The 16126-nt window shown below is 51.2% G+C and carries 17 protein-coding genes; 4 read left to right on the top strand and 13 right to left on the bottom strand.

Annotated elements, in window-relative coordinates; all coding sequences use genetic code 11:
* Positions 1-3: 3 nt before the first annotated feature.
* The 9 genes from EL216_RS08860 to EL216_RS08900 form a co-directional block, all read right to left on the bottom strand.
* On the bottom strand, positions 4-1170 hold the full coding sequence (locus tag EL216_RS08860; protein ID WP_085391117.1) for a glycosyltransferase: 1167 nt from the start codon (positions 1168-1170) through the stop codon (positions 4-6).
* Between the two features lie 34 nt (positions 1171-1204).
* Positions 1205-2623: a lipopolysaccharide biosynthesis protein gene (locus EL216_RS08865; protein WP_085391118.1), complete on the bottom strand. Its 1419-nt coding sequence runs from the start codon at positions 2621-2623 to the stop codon at positions 1205-1207.
* Positions 2624-2663: 40 nt separating this feature from the next.
* Positions 2664-3743 carry a DegT/DnrJ/EryC1/StrS family aminotransferase gene (locus tag EL216_RS08870; protein ID WP_085391119.1) on the bottom strand — a complete coding sequence of 360 codons (1080 nt, stop codon included), beginning with the start codon at positions 3741-3743 and terminating at the stop codon, positions 2664-2666.
* 16 nt (positions 3744-3759) lie between these two features.
* Entirely contained in the window at positions 3760-4341 is a 582-nt protein-coding gene (locus EL216_RS08875; protein WP_085391120.1) for an acyltransferase, read from the bottom strand.
* Entirely contained in the window at positions 4338-5378 is a 1041-nt protein-coding gene (locus EL216_RS08880; RefSeq protein WP_085391121.1) for a glycerol-3-phosphate dehydrogenase/oxidase, read from the bottom strand. The genes EL216_RS08875 and EL216_RS08880 overlap by 4 nt, the downstream gene beginning before the upstream one ends.
* Before the next feature lie 136 nt (positions 5379-5514).
* A complete protein-coding gene (locus EL216_RS08885; RefSeq protein ID WP_085391122.1) occupies positions 5515-6567 on the bottom strand; it encodes a Gfo/Idh/MocA family protein in 1053 nt (350 codons plus the stop codon).
* Between the two features lie 15 nt (positions 6568-6582).
* Positions 6583-7887: a nucleotide sugar dehydrogenase gene (locus tag EL216_RS08890; RefSeq protein WP_085391123.1), complete on the bottom strand. Its 1305-nt coding sequence runs from the start codon at positions 7885-7887 to the stop codon at positions 6583-6585.
* Positions 7888-8288: 401 nt separating this feature from the next.
* Positions 8289-9386 carry a bifunctional diaminohydroxyphosphoribosylaminopyrimidine deaminase/5-amino-6-(5-phosphoribosylamino)uracil reductase RibD gene (gene ribD / locus EL216_RS08895; RefSeq protein ID WP_085391125.1) on the bottom strand — a complete coding sequence of 366 codons (1098 nt, stop codon included), beginning with the start codon at positions 9384-9386 and terminating at the stop codon, positions 8289-8291.
* Between the two features lie 22 nt (positions 9387-9408).
* Positions 9409-9996, bottom strand: coding sequence for a cytochrome C (locus EL216_RS08900; RefSeq protein ID WP_085391126.1), 588 nt, complete (start codon positions 9994-9996; stop codon positions 9409-9411).
* A gap of 328 nt (positions 9997-10324) precedes the next feature.
* On the opposite strand from EL216_RS08900, the gene EL216_RS08905 reads away from it, so the two are divergent.
* From EL216_RS08905 to EL216_RS08915, 4 genes are all read left to right on the top strand, one after another.
* Positions 10325-10582, top strand: a complete 258-nt coding sequence (locus EL216_RS08905; RefSeq protein ID WP_085391127.1) for a hypothetical protein — start codon at positions 10325-10327, stop codon at positions 10580-10582.
* A 99-nt stretch (positions 10583-10681) separates the two neighbouring features.
* Positions 10682-10837, top strand: coding sequence for a hypothetical protein (locus tag EL216_RS11105; RefSeq protein ID WP_158087739.1), 156 nt, complete (start codon positions 10682-10684; stop codon positions 10835-10837).
* A 299-nt stretch (positions 10838-11136) separates the two neighbouring features.
* Positions 11137-11352, top strand: coding sequence for a hypothetical protein (locus EL216_RS08910; RefSeq protein WP_085391129.1), 216 nt, complete (start codon positions 11137-11139; stop codon positions 11350-11352).
* A gap of 65 nt (positions 11353-11417) precedes the next feature.
* Complete coding sequence (locus EL216_RS08915) at positions 11418-11744, top strand: hypothetical protein (RefSeq protein WP_126300863.1); 327 nt, start codon at positions 11418-11420, stop codon at positions 11742-11744.
* A 142-nt stretch (positions 11745-11886) separates the two neighbouring features.
* On the opposite strand, the gene nrdR is transcribed toward EL216_RS08915, so the two are convergent.
* The 4 genes from nrdR to aceK all read right to left on the bottom strand — a co-directional run bounded on the left by nrdR (position 11887) and on the right by aceK (position 16104).
* Complete coding sequence (nrdR, locus tag EL216_RS08920) at positions 11887-12345, bottom strand: transcriptional regulator NrdR (protein ID WP_085391131.1); 459 nt, start codon at positions 12343-12345, stop codon at positions 11887-11889.
* Positions 12346-12486: 141 nt separating this feature from the next.
* Complete coding sequence (locus tag EL216_RS08925; protein ID WP_085391132.1) at positions 12487-13329, bottom strand: class II glutamine amidotransferase; 843 nt, start codon at positions 13327-13329, stop codon at positions 12487-12489.
* 94 nt (positions 13330-13423) lie between these two features.
* Positions 13424-14215: a serine O-acetyltransferase gene (cysE, locus tag EL216_RS08930; RefSeq protein WP_085391133.1), complete on the bottom strand. Its 792-nt coding sequence runs from the start codon at positions 14213-14215 to the stop codon at positions 13424-13426.
* Positions 14216-14328: 113 nt separating this feature from the next.
* Complete coding sequence (gene aceK / locus EL216_RS08935) at positions 14329-16104, bottom strand: bifunctional isocitrate dehydrogenase kinase/phosphatase (RefSeq protein ID WP_085391134.1); 1776 nt, start codon at positions 16102-16104, stop codon at positions 14329-14331.
* Positions 16105-16126 lie beyond the last annotated feature (22 nt).

Consider the following 16126-nt stretch of genomic DNA (forward strand, 5'->3'; position numbering starts at 1 on the left):
TGTTTATTTGTTGGAAACGGCTTGCTCGTATTCGGCTGTGATTTGCGCGGTTACGCTTTTTTCCCCGAATTCTTTCAAACAGTTTTCCCGCAGCACGGCGGCATTGTAATGCCGGCGGTTTTCATACAGATGGATTAATGCCTCGGTAAGGGCCTGCCGGTTTTCGGAGGGGACGAGCAGGCCGTTATCGTCGTTAACGATAGATTCGGGGCCGCCGCAGCGCGTGGCAATCACCGGCAGCCCTTGCGACAGCGCCTCGATAAACACCACGCCGAACGTTTCATGGCGGCTGGGCAGCACGAAGGCATCGCTGTTATACATCAAATCCAACACCTCATCGCTTTTCAGCCCGCCTAAAAAGCTGACCGATCCTTTAAGGCCGAGGCTTTCTGCCAATTGGTGCAGTTTGCCTTCCTCAGGCCCCGTGCCGCCGATTTTCAGTTTCAGTTGCGGATATTTTTTCAAAGCCTCGGCAAAGGCAGGCAATAAAATATCAAAACCTTTTTTGTGCTGTAAGTGGGCAACCGAACAGAAAGTAAAGTCGGTATTCGATGGTTTGTTGTTTAGGTCGACGGGTGCTTCGAAGTTGGCGGACAAAATATTGGGAATATATTTCCAACTAAGGCCGCGGTATTCTTTTTCCAGCCGTTGCTTGAAATCTTTGCTGACCGCAATTCTTGATGCGCATTGTTCGGCCGCTTTGTGCATCGCATCCCATTGCCAGTCGCGAATGAGTTTCCGCGCATAAGTGGTGCTGTGCTCGGTGATAACGTACGGTATCTGTGTTCCCGCGTGGATTTGATGGGCCAGAATTCCGGCGTGATTCATGCAGTGGGCGTGGATAACGTCCGGTTTGCCGTGTTGGCGCACATAGAGTTCAAACAGTTTGCGTCCGGCTTTTATCCAGCGGTTGCGGTCCAGTGCGGTACGCGGGAAAAAATACATGCTTTTATACACATAAGTCGGAACCCCTTTTTCAACATAACTGCGGATGCCGTAGCCGCCGGTAAAAATAGAAGCGGGTTCGCCGCGCACGGATCGGAAAATCGGCGCAATCACGCCCACTTTCAGGCCGGAATGCTGCAAAGCCTGAGCCTGTTGGCGGAAGAAGATGCCGTTCATATCTTGGCGGGTGGTAGGGTACCACGAAGGGATAATCAATACATGCATGGCTATACGCTTTTAATTTTCTGTTTTCAACGTCCTACTTTTTCAGACGGCCTTTGATAACCGAGGCCGCCTGAAGAAGTATGTTTCTGTGTTTCATCAATAATATTGCCAACACCAGCAGCCAAACGGCAGCGAAAACAAAATAATTGCCGGTATTTCCCCAACGGGTATAGGCCAAACAGCAAATCAGGCAGGCAAGCATGGTGCCGTAGAGCTGTATGCGCGGCAGCGGCTGCCACAAACGCACAGAGGCTTCCGTTTTCAAAACGGAAAACACCCAAAAAGAGACGGCGGTCGACATTGCCGCACCTTTCGCGCCCAAAGCGGGAACCAGTCGATAGAGCAAGCCTAAATTACACAGCAGGGCAACGACTGAAAACACGGTAATCAACCAAGTTTTCTTGCTCACATTGATGCCGATGCCGGTTACTTCGGTCAGGGTATACAGCAATGGAAACAACATGCTGGAAAGCAGGATAAACTGCACCGGTGCGTATTTTTCCGGCAGTATCCAAGCAACTAGTGGCGAGCAAATACCCACTATGCAGAGTATTGCCGCGATTAAATCCGTCATCAAGCCGGTAATCCGGCCGATTTTATCCAAGTTGGTTTCTTCTTTGACCCATTTGAACACCATCGGTGCCCAAATCGTGGAAAAGATGCTTTGAAAAATCAGCGCAATGGCACCAAAGCTGACCGCCATCGAGTAAATACCCAACTCCGACAGGCCGCCCAAGCTTTTCAGCAAAAAACGGTCTACCGAAGTAAACCCCCAATACGCCAGCCCGCCTAAAGCCAACGGAAGGCCGTAATTGAGGGTGTCTTTCAATTGTCGGGGCGATAACGGCGCAGCGGCGGCGGCTTTCAGTTCGGTACGGGTTTGTAAAACCAATACGCCGACGGTAACCAACTGGGCCAGCGTATAAGCCGATACCAAAGTAAACGTATCGGTGGGCAGCTTGAGCAACACGCAGCACAGTACCAATGCCAAAATCAACACTTTCGGCGTGAACTGGCTGAATGAAAATGCAAAAGCCTTTTCCTGCATTCGCAAAATCAGCGAGAAATAACGCACCAGCAACACGCCCGTAAAAAACAACAGGCACAATATGCTTAAAGCGGTATCGTCCAGCTCAAGTATCTTTTCAGACGGCCAGTTCAAGTTCCATATTGCAATACCGGCAATCAGCAGCGCAGTGAGCAAAACAGGCGGAACCACGGTGGTTTTAAACAAAGCCGCTTTGTTTCCGGCGGCGTAATATTCGCGGATATACGCTTGATCCAACCCCAATCCCACGGCAATCAGTATCAATGCCGACACGGTTTGCAGCATGATGATGCGGCCGATGTCTTCCGCCGGAAAATACCAAGAAATCAGCGGCAGGGAGATAATGCCGACGGCGGCACTACCGAGCGGGCCGAGAGCGTAACCTAAAAGTTTGCGTGCATTCATGTCAGTATGTTTTCAGACGGCCTCCGAAGAGGCCGGCCGCTTAAACGGCCGCTTTGAGTGCGTCGGCCACTTGCCGCACTTGTTTGTGCGTCATATACGGGTGCATCGGCAGGCTGATGACTTCCTGTGCCACCAAATCGCCCACCGGCAGCACGGCATCGCTTGCAACGGCGGGCTGTTTGTTCAGCGGAATCGGGTAGTGCACAGCGGTAGGAACGCCCGCTTCTTTCAAGGCCGTCTGAACGGCATCGCGGTTTTTCACGCGGATGGTGTATTGGGCATACGCGCTGCGGTTGTGCGCTTCGACAAACGGCACGGCGATGCCCGTATCTTGCAGGGCTTCGGCATACAGGGCGGCAACTTCTTGGCGCAACTGCATTTCTTCTTCGAGAATCGCCAGTTTGGGCAGCAGGATGGCGGCTTGAAGCGTGTCCAAACGGCTGTTTACGCCCACGCGGATATGGTGGTAGCGGCGGTCTTGGCCGTGGCGGGCAATTTGGCGGATAACGGTCGCCAGCGTTTCGTCGTTGGTGAAAACCGCGCCGCCGTCGCCGTAGCAGCCCAGAGGTTTGCTGGGGAAAAAGCTGGTGCAGGCGATGGTGGTTAAGTTGCCCGATTTTCTGCCTTTGTAGGTGGCACCGAAACTTTGGGCGGCATCTTCGATCACCGGCAGGTTGTGTTTGGCGGCGACGGCGTTAATGGCGTCGTAGTCGGCGCATTGGCCGTAGAGCGATACGGGAATGACGGCTTTGGTTTTGTCGGTAATGGCCGCTTCGATTTTGGCGGGGTCGATATTGTAGGTGGTTTCGTCGATATCGACATACACGGGTTTGGCGCCGAGCAGGGCCACGGTTTCGGCGGTGGCGATGTAGGTAAAGCCGGGGGTGATCACTTCGTCGCCGGCCTGCACGCCCAAAGCCATCAGCGCGATTTGCAGCGCGTCGGTACCGTTGGCGCAGGTGATGCAGTATTGTGCGCCGCAATAGGCTTTGAGCTGTTCTTCCAATTCGGCGACTTCGGGGCCGAGGATATAGCCGCCGTGTGCCAGCACTTTTTGGATGTTGGTATCGATTTGGTCTTTGATTCGGGCTTGTTGGGCGGCGAGGTCGATAAATTGCATGATGGTTTCCTTAATATTATTCTGATTTGGTTAAGAGGCCGTCTGAAAGCGTATAAACGGCTCCGGTGTGGGAACAGCTTGCTTTGCCGCTGCCGTGCACGGGCAGGTCGAGCTGTTCGCCGTATTCGCTCATCCAACCGATTTGGCGGGCGGGCACGCCGACCATCAGGGCGTAGTCGGGCACGTCTTTGTTTACCACCGCTCCTGCGCCCACAAAGGCGAATTTGCCGATGGTTATGCCGCACACGATGGTGCAGTTTGCGCCCAAAGTCGCGCCTTTTTTAACCAGTGTGTCGCGGTATTCGCTTTTGCGCTCGATCAGCGAACGCGGGTTGTAGACGTTGGTAAACACCATGCTGGGGCCGCAGAATACGCCGTCTTCGAGATAAACGTTGTCGTACACGGAAACGTTGTTTTGGATTTTGCAGTTGTCGCCGATTTTCACTTTGTTGCCGACAAACACGTTCTGGCCGAACGAGCAGTTTTTGCCGATTTCGGCACCGCCGCAGATATGCGCGAAATGCCAAATGCGGCTGCCTGCGCCGATTTTCGCGCCGTCGTCGACAATGGCGCTGGGGTGTACGGTGTAGTCGGTCATTTCAATAGCTCCTGTAAGGCGGCTTCGCCCTGAATCTGTGCCGTCGTCCATTTGCCGCCGTAGATGTGCAGCACGTTGCCGACGCGTTCGAACGCCCATTCGCGGGTGGCATCGCTGGGATTGGCGGCACTTTTCAACAAAGGGCGCACGCCGGAAAAGCTGCCGCTGATGTCTTCTGCCGTGAGCTTTTCGCTGTGATAGGCATTGTAGGCGGCCAGCAGGTAATCGGTTTCTTCTTCAGACGGCCTCTCTGCTTCGGGGTGGTGTTGGCGCACTTCGGTGGTGCCGATTAAGGTTTTGCCCTGATAAGGCAGCACGAAGAAAATCCGTTTTTCCTGCGGAATCGGCAGCATCAACGCCTGCGTGCATTCGCTGTCGGTAAAGATATGGCTGCCGCGCACCCAATCGATGGTATAGGCCGGAGAGCCGCCTTGTTGTGCGCGCAGCTCCATCGCCCACGGGCCGGTGGCGTTGACGATGCGGTCGAAATCCGCCAGCAGGTCGAGCGATTCGATTTTGCGGTGTTCGACCACTTCCACGCCCAAATCGCGGCATTGGCCGATAACCCACCGGCCGAGTGCGAAATCGTCCATCTGGGCATCGTAAAAGGAAAACGCACCCTTGAGGCCGTCTGAAAGCAGGGCGGGGCAGCGGTTGAGCACTTCCGTTTTATCCAGCCACGAGCTGCGGGGAAAGCCGCTGCTTGATGCCAGCAGATCATACAGTTTGGTGCCGATGCCGATTTGCCATTTCGGGCGGCCGCGGCCTTTATAAATCGGAAACAGCAATTCCAGCGGACGGCACAATTCGGGTGCGCGCTCCAACCAGAAGCGACGGGCGAGCAGAGCCTTTTTCACTAAAGAAAATTGTCCGGTTTCAAGATAACGCAGACCACCGTGTAACAACTTGGATGATGACCGGCTGGTGTGTGCCATTGCCGTATCCTGTTCAAACAGGGTAACGTCATGGCCTTGTTTTGCCGCTGCCCAAGCGGTACACGCACCGATGATGCCTGCGCCTGCTATGGCGATTTTCATCAAAAATTCCTTATTGACCGGAAATCCCGCCGTTTTGGAAGGTAGGATTTGATGTTGTTTGGAAAAAGTGAGGCTTCTTGTTAAGCGGGCAACACACAGGGTGATGTTTTTGCGTTGCCCTGTGTGTCGGAGCCTGTTAATAAACCAAAGGTAACGAAACGGTTCTGTTGTCGCGGGCGGAGAGATAGGCGGCAATCAGCAGTTCCAGTGATTTCAACCCTTCGCGGCCATCGGTAATCGGTTCGGCTTCGCCGCGCATCACGTCAATCACGTTGCGGTAGTAGAGCGGGTGGCCGAAACCGTAAACCGAGGTGGTTTCGTAGTTGGCGGTTTTCACTTGCCGGTCGTAATCGCGCGAATCGGCAAAGTTCCATTCCTGAATTTCGTTCACCGCCATGCCGCCGATGCGCACCGTGCCGGTTTCGCCCAAAATGGTAATCGAACCTTCGAGGTTTTTCGGGTAAGTGCACATGGTTACAGCCATCGAGCCGAGCGCACCGTTGCGCCAACGGATGTTCATCACGCCGGTGTCTTCGGCTTCGATGTCGCGGTGGGTGGAAATCATCGCCTGCACGTCTTGTACCGGGCCGATGAGCCATTCCATCAAATCGACATAATGGCTGGCCTGATTCATAAACGCGCCGCCGTCGAATTCCCATGTGCCGCGCCAACCGCCGCCTTGGTCGTAGTAAGACTGCGGGCGCGTCCAGAATACATTCAAATGCACCATGCAGATTTTGCCGAAGCGGTTTTCTTCGACGGCGCGTTTGAGCATCTGCAAAGTGGCGTTCAAGCGGTTTTGCTTCACTACAAACAAGCGTTTGCCGGCTTTGTCGGCCGCTTTCACCATGCGCTCGCCGTCGTGCAGGCGGGTGGCCATCGGTTTTTCGGTAACCACATGAAAACCCGCTTCCAAAGCCTGCACGGCTTGGTCGGGGTGCAGGCCGGAGGGCGTGGTGAGCACGATAATGTCGGCATCAGTATTCGCCAGCATTTCCGTATAAGAAGCATAGCCTTTGGCACCCGTGCGCTCGACGGCGGCTTGCAGATTGGCGGGGTCGATGTCGCACACGCCGACGATTTCGCATTGGTCTTTCAAGGCTTCGAACGAACCGAAATGGTTGTTGGAAATACGGCCGCAGCCGACCAAAGCAAATTTGATTTTACGGTCTTTGATGGTTTCAAACATATTCAGACGGCCTCTTTATGCTTTGACGACGTTATCGGATTTACCCAAATATTTGCCGCGTGTGTCGATAATCAATCTGGCGTGCTGTTTGAGCAAGTCGTAATCGAATTTATCGTGGTCGGTCGTCAGCACCACGCAGTCGAAGCGGGCAATGTTTTCAGCGGTGAAAGGTTCGCTCTTCAAATCGAATTTGTGTTCGCGCATTTTCGGAAACACCGGCACATGCGGGTCGCTGTACGCTACTTCCGCACCCAAATCGCGCAGCAGTTCCATCACTTCCACCGAAGGGCTCTCGCGCATGTCGTCCACATTTTTCTTGTAGGCAATACCCAATACCAAGATTTTGCTGCCTTTGATTGAACGTTGGTGATCGTTGAGCGCCAAAGCGGTTTTGTTGACCACGTATTCGGGCATGCTTGAGTTCACTTCTCCCGCCAATTCAATGAAGCGGGTGTTAACGCCGTATTCGCGGGCTTTCCAAGTCAAATAGAACGGGTCGATGGGGATGCAGTGGCCGCCCAAGCCCGGGCCGGGGTAGTAGGCGACGAAGCCGAACGGTTTGGTGGCGGCGGCGTTGATCACTTCGTGGATGTCGATATTCATTTTATCGGCCACGATTTTCATTTCGTTAACCAAGCCGATGTTGACGGCGCGGTGGATATTTTCCAGCAGTTTGGTCAACTCGGCCGCTTTGGTGGAGCTGACGGGCACCACTTTGTCGATGGCGGGTTGGTAAAGCGCGATGCCCACTTCCAAACAGGTAGGAGTGTGGCCGCCGATCACTTTCGGAATGGTGCGGGTTTCAAAATCGGGATTGCCCGGGTCTTCGCGTTCCGGCGAGTAAACCAAAAATACGTTTTCACCCACTTTCAGGCCGCCTTCTTCCATGCGCGGCAGCAGTTCTTCTTCGGTGGTGCCTGGATAAGTGGTAGATTCCAAAGACAATACTTGACCGGCACGCAGATAAGGTTTGACCGCATCGGTGGTATTGATTACGAAGCTCATGTCCGGTTCGCGGTATTTGTTGAGTGGGGTTGGCACGCACAGAATAACGGCTTCCACCTCTCCGATGCGTGAGAAATCGGTAGTGGCTTCAAACAGGTTTTTACCGGCAGCGGCGATTTTGTCGGCGGGGATATGCTCGATGTAGCTCTCGCCGTTGTTGAGTTTGCATACTTTTTCTTCGTCAATGTCAAAGCCTAGAACTTGATAACCGATGTCGACATAGCGCAGCATTAGCGGCAGGCCGACATAACCCAAACCAACAATACCGATTTTGGCGGATTTGTCGGCGAATTTTTGAATGGTGGTATTTTTCATGATGGCTCTCGTGGAATATGGAAGGAATTTTAAGCAGACGGTTATATTGACTTACCTAGATTCAGACCGATTCGGAGTTAATCGGTTTCGTTATGATGAGAAGGTAGGAGGGAAGTTTACAAAACATCAACAAAACGAAGTGTTGCAGTATATGGGATATGCAATATGCGATATTAAGAAAATGCCATCGAGATAATGGGTGTTAATAGTTAAGGAAGGTAGGAATTCCTTGAAAGAAGAATTACATAAGAATGTATGTTTTGCAGTTTTTCGAGAATTCGGGTGTTGTCGGCGGGATGTTGTTTACAAAATCAAAGCAAAAATTCGTTTACAAAATTTTTCATACAAAGTTTAAGGTTTTTATAAAAATTATTATGAAAATAATATTTATAGATGAGTGGTTATTTCCTGCGCAATATCCACTTGATGTCGTTGCCTATGGTTGTCAAAGAAGCAGTTCTCCAAAGGCTTTCTGTTTGCAAAACTTCTGTATTTTCAGGAATGTCGAATAACCCGCGAGCGTTGTTGCCCAAGATTTTCGGGGCTTGGTAGAGCACGATTTCATCCACTAAATCTGCTTGCAGGAAAGCTGCCGCCAGTGTTGCTCCGGCTTCAATCATCACTTCGCCGTAGCCTTTTGCCGCCAGTCGCTTCAATAAATCGTGCAAATCTATCTGCCCGTTGTTTTCAGACGGCATGATGATATGGATATGCGGATATTGCGTGTAGGCGCGTAGACGTTGTTCGTCATTTTCCAGCGTGGCAATGATAGTCGGGCTGCCGCTGTCCTGAACCAGTTTGCCGGTAAGCGGTGTTTTTAGACGGCTGTCGAGTACCACGCGGGCGGGTTGGCGTAGGGTTGGGAAGCTGCGCACGTTGAGCTGGGGATTATCGGCCAGCACCGTACCGATACCGGTAATAACGGCACAGCTTTCGGCACGGAGTATCTGCACATCGGCCCTCGCTTCTTCGCCGGTAATCCATTGGCTTCGGCCGTCCGAAAGAGCGGTTTTACCGTCGAGGCCGGCGGCGCATTTCAGGCGTACAAACGGGCGGCCGCGTTCGATGCGGGAAAGAAAACCGCGGTTCAGTTCGCGCGCTTCGGCTTCGAGCAGGCCGCTTTCGACGCGGATGCCTGCTGTCTGAAGCATGGATAAGCCTTTTCCGGCCACTTGCGGATTTGGGTCGGTCATGGCCGCCACTACCCGCGATACGCCCGATTCGATTAAGGCGTTGGCACAGGGAGGCGTGCGTCCGTAGTGGCTGCACGGCTCGAGTGTTACATAAGCGGTGGCTCCGCGTGCCAATGTTCCGGCCTGCCGCAAAGCATGTACTTCTGCATGAGGCCCGCCGGCGCGAATATGAAACCCTTGTCCGACAATTTGGGTGCCGTGTGCGACCACGCAACCTACGCGCGGATTGGGCGATGTTGAAAAACGCCCTTGCCGTGCGAGGGCGAGGGCGTTGTGCATCATTTGGATGTCGGTTGCGTCAAACATTTTTCAGACGGCCTTTGATTTGTTATTTAACCAAATTCACTTCTTTTAAGATGGCTGCCAGCTCGTCTTGCGAAGCTGTGTTGCTGCTGGCGCAGACGTTGTAGAGGTTGGTTTCGTAGATGGAAATGCAGTTTTCACGCAGCAGATTGCCTTGAGAATCGTTTTGGGCAAAGCGGTAGTTCATACGGTTTTCAGTGGCTACGCCCGTTTGCACTTCACTCAAGCCTTCGGCGGTTTTCAAGGCGTTTTTCAGATTGTTGAAATAGTTTTTGGCATCGGTGCGTGGTGTGCCCAAATTCACGATGTAAAGCAAAATATTACTGCTCTCGTCGTGCTGCATCATGGTCAGCTCTTCGGCGGTAATTCCTTCGGGGCGGGCTGCTCCGTCTTGAATGGCATCTTCAAATTGGCTGCCTTGTACGACAATGCTGATTTTGCCGTCTGAACTGGTCAGGGTTTGTACGGCATCTGCGGCGGGAGCGGACACGGCGGCGGATGAAGAAGGCGCTTCGGCCGAGCTATCGGCCGGTACGGAAGTTTCGGCTTGCTGACTGCATGCAGCCAAGCCGATGGAAGCCATGATAGCAAAAGTAAAAACAGATAGTTTCATTGATCAAATTCTGTATGCGTTATTAAAAAGTGATCTCAAGTATATCAAATTTTTAAATAGTTTGCGGAAGGAATGGATAGCGGTAAAAACAAACTCTATCGTTATTGTCGATTAAGAAGCCCGATATCCCGGCGCTTTCTATGCAAGGCGGAATTAAGCATACTTTAACGGTTTTATACACTGAAGTAAGAGAGGCCGTCTGAATTAAAGGGGCAGTAAAAAATATCGGCAGCCCGTGGCCGGGTATCAACGAAATTTACCAGCGGGCCGATTCTACCGACGGGCTGTTTAAATTACACAAATGGCCATTAATCTCCCAAGAACATATGTGGAAGCCTTCCGAGATGTTGGTTGCTGTACCCGCTACCGCTTGAATAAGGTCGCCGTTTACGATTATCTGCGCAATGGCGTAACCCTGATTTACAACCTTATCAACAACAAACCGTGGGTAGATGCGATTGTGAAACAGGTTGTCCCTTTTGCACGGGTGCAAACCGCAGTAAGTGGCCATTCAGTATATGAAAGGCGTTGCGGTATTTTTAATCATGGAGGCTTTATCTCATTATTGTATACTGAAGTATTTTGATTAACTTTTAGATAAAGGGTAATTTTAGATAAAACAAGGCAACTAAACCTTAAAAATTTATCCAAAAATTGGAAAGTGCTATTGGTTATAGGTATCGCTATGTCTTTTTCGTCTGATTTACTGTACCGGTTTACCGGATTCGACGGCATACCTGTCGGCGACAGTTTTTCCTTACGTAGAAGAGGAATAGACGGAGCTTTATCGGTGCTGCTTTACTATCTGTATATCTATTTGAAAAAAGAACCGGAATCATAAAACAAGGCAGGTGTATTTATGCAGAATCATTTGAATTTAGCCAAGAGGGTTTGTTTGCTGGTTGCGGTATTTTTCGTGGTCTCCGTTCCGCTTAAATACTTGTTGAGAAAATATATTTATGTGCTGTTTGAAATACCGCCCGATTCGGATATAGGCATTGGTGGGATTCACTTTTTTTCTGTATTGGTTGCGTATCATTGGGTTTTTGGTAATAAAACAGAATAACCGCCATAACGATATTTGGTTTTCAGACGGCTTGAATACTCAGGCCGTCTGAAAAAGAGGGGAATAAAGCTGCTATGCAAATTAATTTAAATAATATGCTCAAGCATTGGAAACTATATTTGGTTCTGATTTTTGTATTTCAGGCCGTAAGCAGCTTGTTGTTTTATCTGCTGAATATGCAAGATATTCAGATCGGCAGCTTAACTTTGAAGTCTGATAGTTTAGCTTTAAGTATGGGAGGAGGAGTAGCCTGTATCGTGTTTTTACTGTTTCTGAAATACAAGGAATAAAACGGATGTTGATTGACAAGACGAATTGATCAGATGAAGCATTTAAAGCAAAAAGTAGGAAATACGTGGATATTCTGCATGAGCGTAAAAAGCTTTACGAGTGGATGCTTGAGTCGCTTTACACTATTTCGGGTGTAAGTGGCATTAAGCGTGTTTCGCGGCCGGCCAATAAAGGAGAAAGTATGAATAACTGGCGGCAATTTTTTTTATTTATTTTCCTAACCTTTATCTTTATGCGCTTGAAATATTACATAATTAACCGGTTTTTGTTGGATTGGATTACGGAGCATTCTATTGAGGTTAGTTGGGTGGAAAGCTGTGTTTTCTGTTGGTCGATGGGACTGGCTTATCATGCGGTAAAGCGTACCGCGAAATGGAAATGGCTGGCATAGTATGCCGGTTATGCGGCAAAGAAATTCAAATTTTGTTGCGGAATCAAAAAGAAATGATTGTGTAAACTAATAAAACATTAGAGTTAAGTTGGTTTTGTACTGCTTGTTTTGTCTGTGATTTTCTTTTTATATTACAAATAATTTATTTGTTTTCTTTAGGCAAGGTGGCGATGGCTTGGGTAAATTCGGACACGTCGTTGAAACTTTTATACACGGAAGCAAAGCGTACATAGGCCACTTGGTCGATTTTGGCCAGCTCTTCCATAGCCATCTCGCCGACCAGTTGCGACGACACTTCTTTATGCCCGAGGCTGTATAGGCGTTGTTCGATTAAGGCCACGGTATCGTCGATGGTTTCTGCATCAATAGGGCGTTTGTGTAAGGCGCGTTCCAAGCTGGTGCGCAATTTGTGCGGGTTGAACGCCACGCGCGCGCGCGTGCTTTTGATGATTTGCGGCATCCGCATTTCCACGGTTTCAAATGTGCTGAACCGCTGCTCGCAAGACGGGCAGCGGCGGCGGCGGCGGATGCTGTTGGTTTCTTCCAGCAAACGCGAGTCGGTAACCTGTGTGTTGGGGTGGTGGCAGAAAGGGCATTTCATGGGTGTAAACCGCTTGTGTATAAGTATTTTTTTATTGTAACGTAAACGCAGAATTTCCGCATAGAGAGCATTATTTTTTAGATCAGGCCGTCTGAAAACCTGTTTTCAGACGGCCTGCCTGTCTTTACGGTTTCCTTCGGTTTATACGGACACGCCTGCAGCACGTGCTATGTCTAAACCTTCTTCTACACTCATATAAACGGGGTTTTCGGGCGTATCGCTACGGATAATGTCGCCGTCTTGGAACAGTATTAATTCATTCACCGCCAGTTGCGACCATGTTTCGTTACCAGTTAGCGGCAATGTGGCAATGACGGCGACTTTGTCGTTGGGCGTGGTAACGGCGGCAAAATCGACAGTGACGTCGTCATCCAGCAGATGTGCTTCTCCGAACGGTGCTTTGCGTACGATATAGTAGAGCAGGGTGCTGGCGTGGGCGAAAAGGTATTCTCCATTGGACATCATAAAGTTAAACAGTCCGTAACTGCGGATTTCGTCGGTCAGCGCAGTAACGGCATCAAATAAAGTGTCGGTGTCGGGGCGTTCGGAAAACCGTTGGCGCAGTTGTTCCAAAATATAGCAAAACGCGCGCTCGGAATCGGTGTTGCCGACGGGACGGTAAAAACCGCCCGTTTCGGGATGGAAGTTTTTAAGGTGGCCGTTGTGGGCAAACAGCCAGTATTCGCCCCACATTTCGCGCATGAACGGGTGGGTGTTGGCTAATGAGGTTTGCCCCTGTGTGGCTTTGCGGATGTGAGCGATCACGTTTTCCGACTTAATCTGATAGGCTTTTACCAAGTCGGCAACAGGCGAGCCCGCACTCGGGCGGTCGTCGTGAAACAGCCGCACGCCTTTGCCTTCGAAAAAGCCGATGCCGAAACCGTCGGCGTGATTGTCGGTAAGCCCTCCGCGGCGGCGGAAACCTTCAAATGAAAAAACAATATCGGTAGGTGTGTTGCAGTTCATGCCTAAAAGTTGGCACATGATTTTTATTCCGTGGGTTAGAGAATAGGTTAGTAAATCCGGTAGTGAGCAGGCCGTCTGAAAAAGTTTTCAGACGGCCTATTATACAAGCTGTTCAAATCCGTTGGTCCATTTCTTCTGCCGGTATGTTTGCCGCTTTGCCCGTAAGTTTGGCCGGTACGCCGACAACGGTGGTGAGCGGCGGTACGTCGGCAACTACCACACTGCCCGCACCGATTTTTGCACGTTCGCCAATACGGATATTGCCCAGCACTGAAGCATTCGCTCCGATCATTACGCCGTCGCCTACTTTCGGATGACGGTCGCCGCTTTCTTTGCCCGAACCGCCGAGCGTTACTCCGTGCAGGATGGATATGTCGTTGCCGAGTACGGCGGTTTCTCCGGCTACAAAGCCGGTGGCATGGTCGAGCATGATTCCTTGCCCGAAGCGTGCGGCTGGATGGATGTCGACACCGAATACCTCCGACGAGCGGTTTTGCAGGAAATAAGCCAGTGTTTTACGACCGTGGTTCCACAGCCAATGGTTGATACGGTGTGCCTGAATTGCATGGAATCCTTTGAAATAAAGCAAGGGCAGGGAATATTCGTCACAGGCAGGGTCGCGTTCGTAGCAGGCCAGCAGATCCCGCTGCACGGCTTCGACAATGCTCTCGTCGCTGCATAATGCCTGTTGGTAGATTTCAAACAGAATGCGGGCGTCCATCATTGCACCGGAAAGTTTGCTGGATAGGTGGAATGCAAGCACAGAACCCAGAGAATGATGTCGCAGCACGGTTTGATGCAGGAAACTGGCCAGTGTCGGTTCTGCTTCGGCGGCTTCTTGCGTTTCTTGGCGGATGGCCTGCCACAAATCGAAATCGGGGGTGTTGAGGTGGTCTTTTTTCATAACAGCCTCTTAAGCAAAGGAATGAGGGTAGAGTTTACCGTACAGTTTGGGAATGTAAATCGTTTGCGGTTTGAAAATTTTTTCAGACGGCCTTTGAACCATAAACGGCAATATCAGGCATCGGCAGTATCCGACAGCCCTTCAGTTGACTGTTGAGGAGAAAACCTTACCGATTGCGGGTATGGGTAAAAATCGTCATACAGCCCCTGCATAAGCCGGTCTTTTTTGGCCTGCCAAAATTCGGCGGTGAGCAGGTCTTTATGATGCTGCAAAAATACTTGCCGCACATCGGGTTCGCCGAGCAGGAATGGGCCGAATTCTTCGGGGAATACGTCGCCTTTGTTAACGGGATACCATACTTCGCCCGACATTTCGTATTCGGGGTTGGGTGCGGGTGGGATTTTGCGGAAATTGCAGTCGGTCATGTACTCGATTTCGTCGTAGTCGTAAAAAATCACGCGGCCGAAGCGGGTCATGCCGAAGTTTTTATACAGCATGTCGCCGGGGAAAATATTGGCGGAGGCCAGCTCTTTGAGCGCGTAGCCGTAGTCGATCACGGCGGCGGCTTTGTCGGCGGGCTTGGCTTTCTGCATAAACAGGTTGAGGGGTTTGAGGCGGTATTCGACATAAACGTGTTTGATGATTACCCGGTCGTCGTTTTCTTCAAACTGGCTCGGTGCGAGCGTGCGCATTTCTTCTAAAAACTCTTCGTCGCAGCGCGATTTGGGCAAGGCGACGTTGGCGAACTCGAGCGTATCTGCCATGCGGCCGACGCGGTCGTGTTTTTTCACGAGCAGGTATTTTTGGCGCACGTATTCTTGGTCGAAATCTTTGTTCGGGCCGAAGGTGTCTTTAATCACTTTAAACACATAGGGAAACGAGGGCAGGGTAAACACGCTCATCACCAGCCCTTTGATGCCGGGCGCGAGAATGAATTTGTCGTGCGAATATTCGAGGTGTTGGGCAAATTCGCGCCACCAGATGTTTTTGCCCTGCTTGTGCAGGCCGACCATGGTGTAGAGGTCGCCTTGCGAACGCATCGGCAGCATATCGCGCAGGAAATGGATGTAGCCGCTGGGCACGGGCATGTCCACCAAAAAATAGGCGCGGGCAAATGAAAACAGCACGGCAATCTGTTGGGCTTCAAACAGGGCGGCATCGACTTTCAGACGGCCTGATTCGTCGTGCAGCACGGCCAAGGCAAAGGGATGGCGCACGCCGCCGTTGATAATTTGGCCGAAAATGTAGGCGGCTTTGTTGCGGTAAAACGGCGAATGCAGCACGCGCACATGCAGGTTCATTTCTTGCGGCGGCCATTCGGCTTGGAAGTGTTTGCGTGCCGCGCGCAGAATGTTGCTGATGTCTTTGCCGAGATGGGCAAACGGCACGTTCCAGCCGAAGTGGTGCAGAATATCGCGCAGGCAGCCGCGTAGCCCTTGTTTGCTGGGGTAAAACGAGCAGAAAGTGGGCGGGTCGGAATCGATATATTCGGTGCTGGTGGAAGGTTTTACAAAGATAAACTGGTTGTTGTAATACTCTTTGGCCAAGAGTTTGGTGGAAACCGAATTGAAAAAAGTTTCGGCAAGTTCGGGCTGTTTGTGGTTGACCAGTAGGGCGATGTATTCGGTTTTGGCCGCCGCCCATACTTCATCGTTCAAAGCCGTGGCGGCATGTTCGCGGTTGAGCGATTCTACCGCTTCGCGCACGCGCTGGTCGTACATTTGGATGCGTTCGGCCACCAAATCTTGAATGCCGCGCCAGTTGCGCTGCTCGAACAGTTCTTTGGCGCGGGCGGTAACTTCGCGGTAGAGGCGGTAGTGTTTGTTGAAGCCGGCCAGCATGGTTTCGGCTACCGCGCGCCCAAGGTTTTGGGTGAGTCGCAGAGTCATTTATTTTCCTTTGTAGTTGTTC

It is taken from the genome of Neisseria animaloris, from assembly GCF_900637855.1.
GTDB classification, from domain to species: domain Bacteria; phylum Pseudomonadota; class Gammaproteobacteria; order Burkholderiales; family Neisseriaceae; genus Neisseria; species Neisseria animaloris.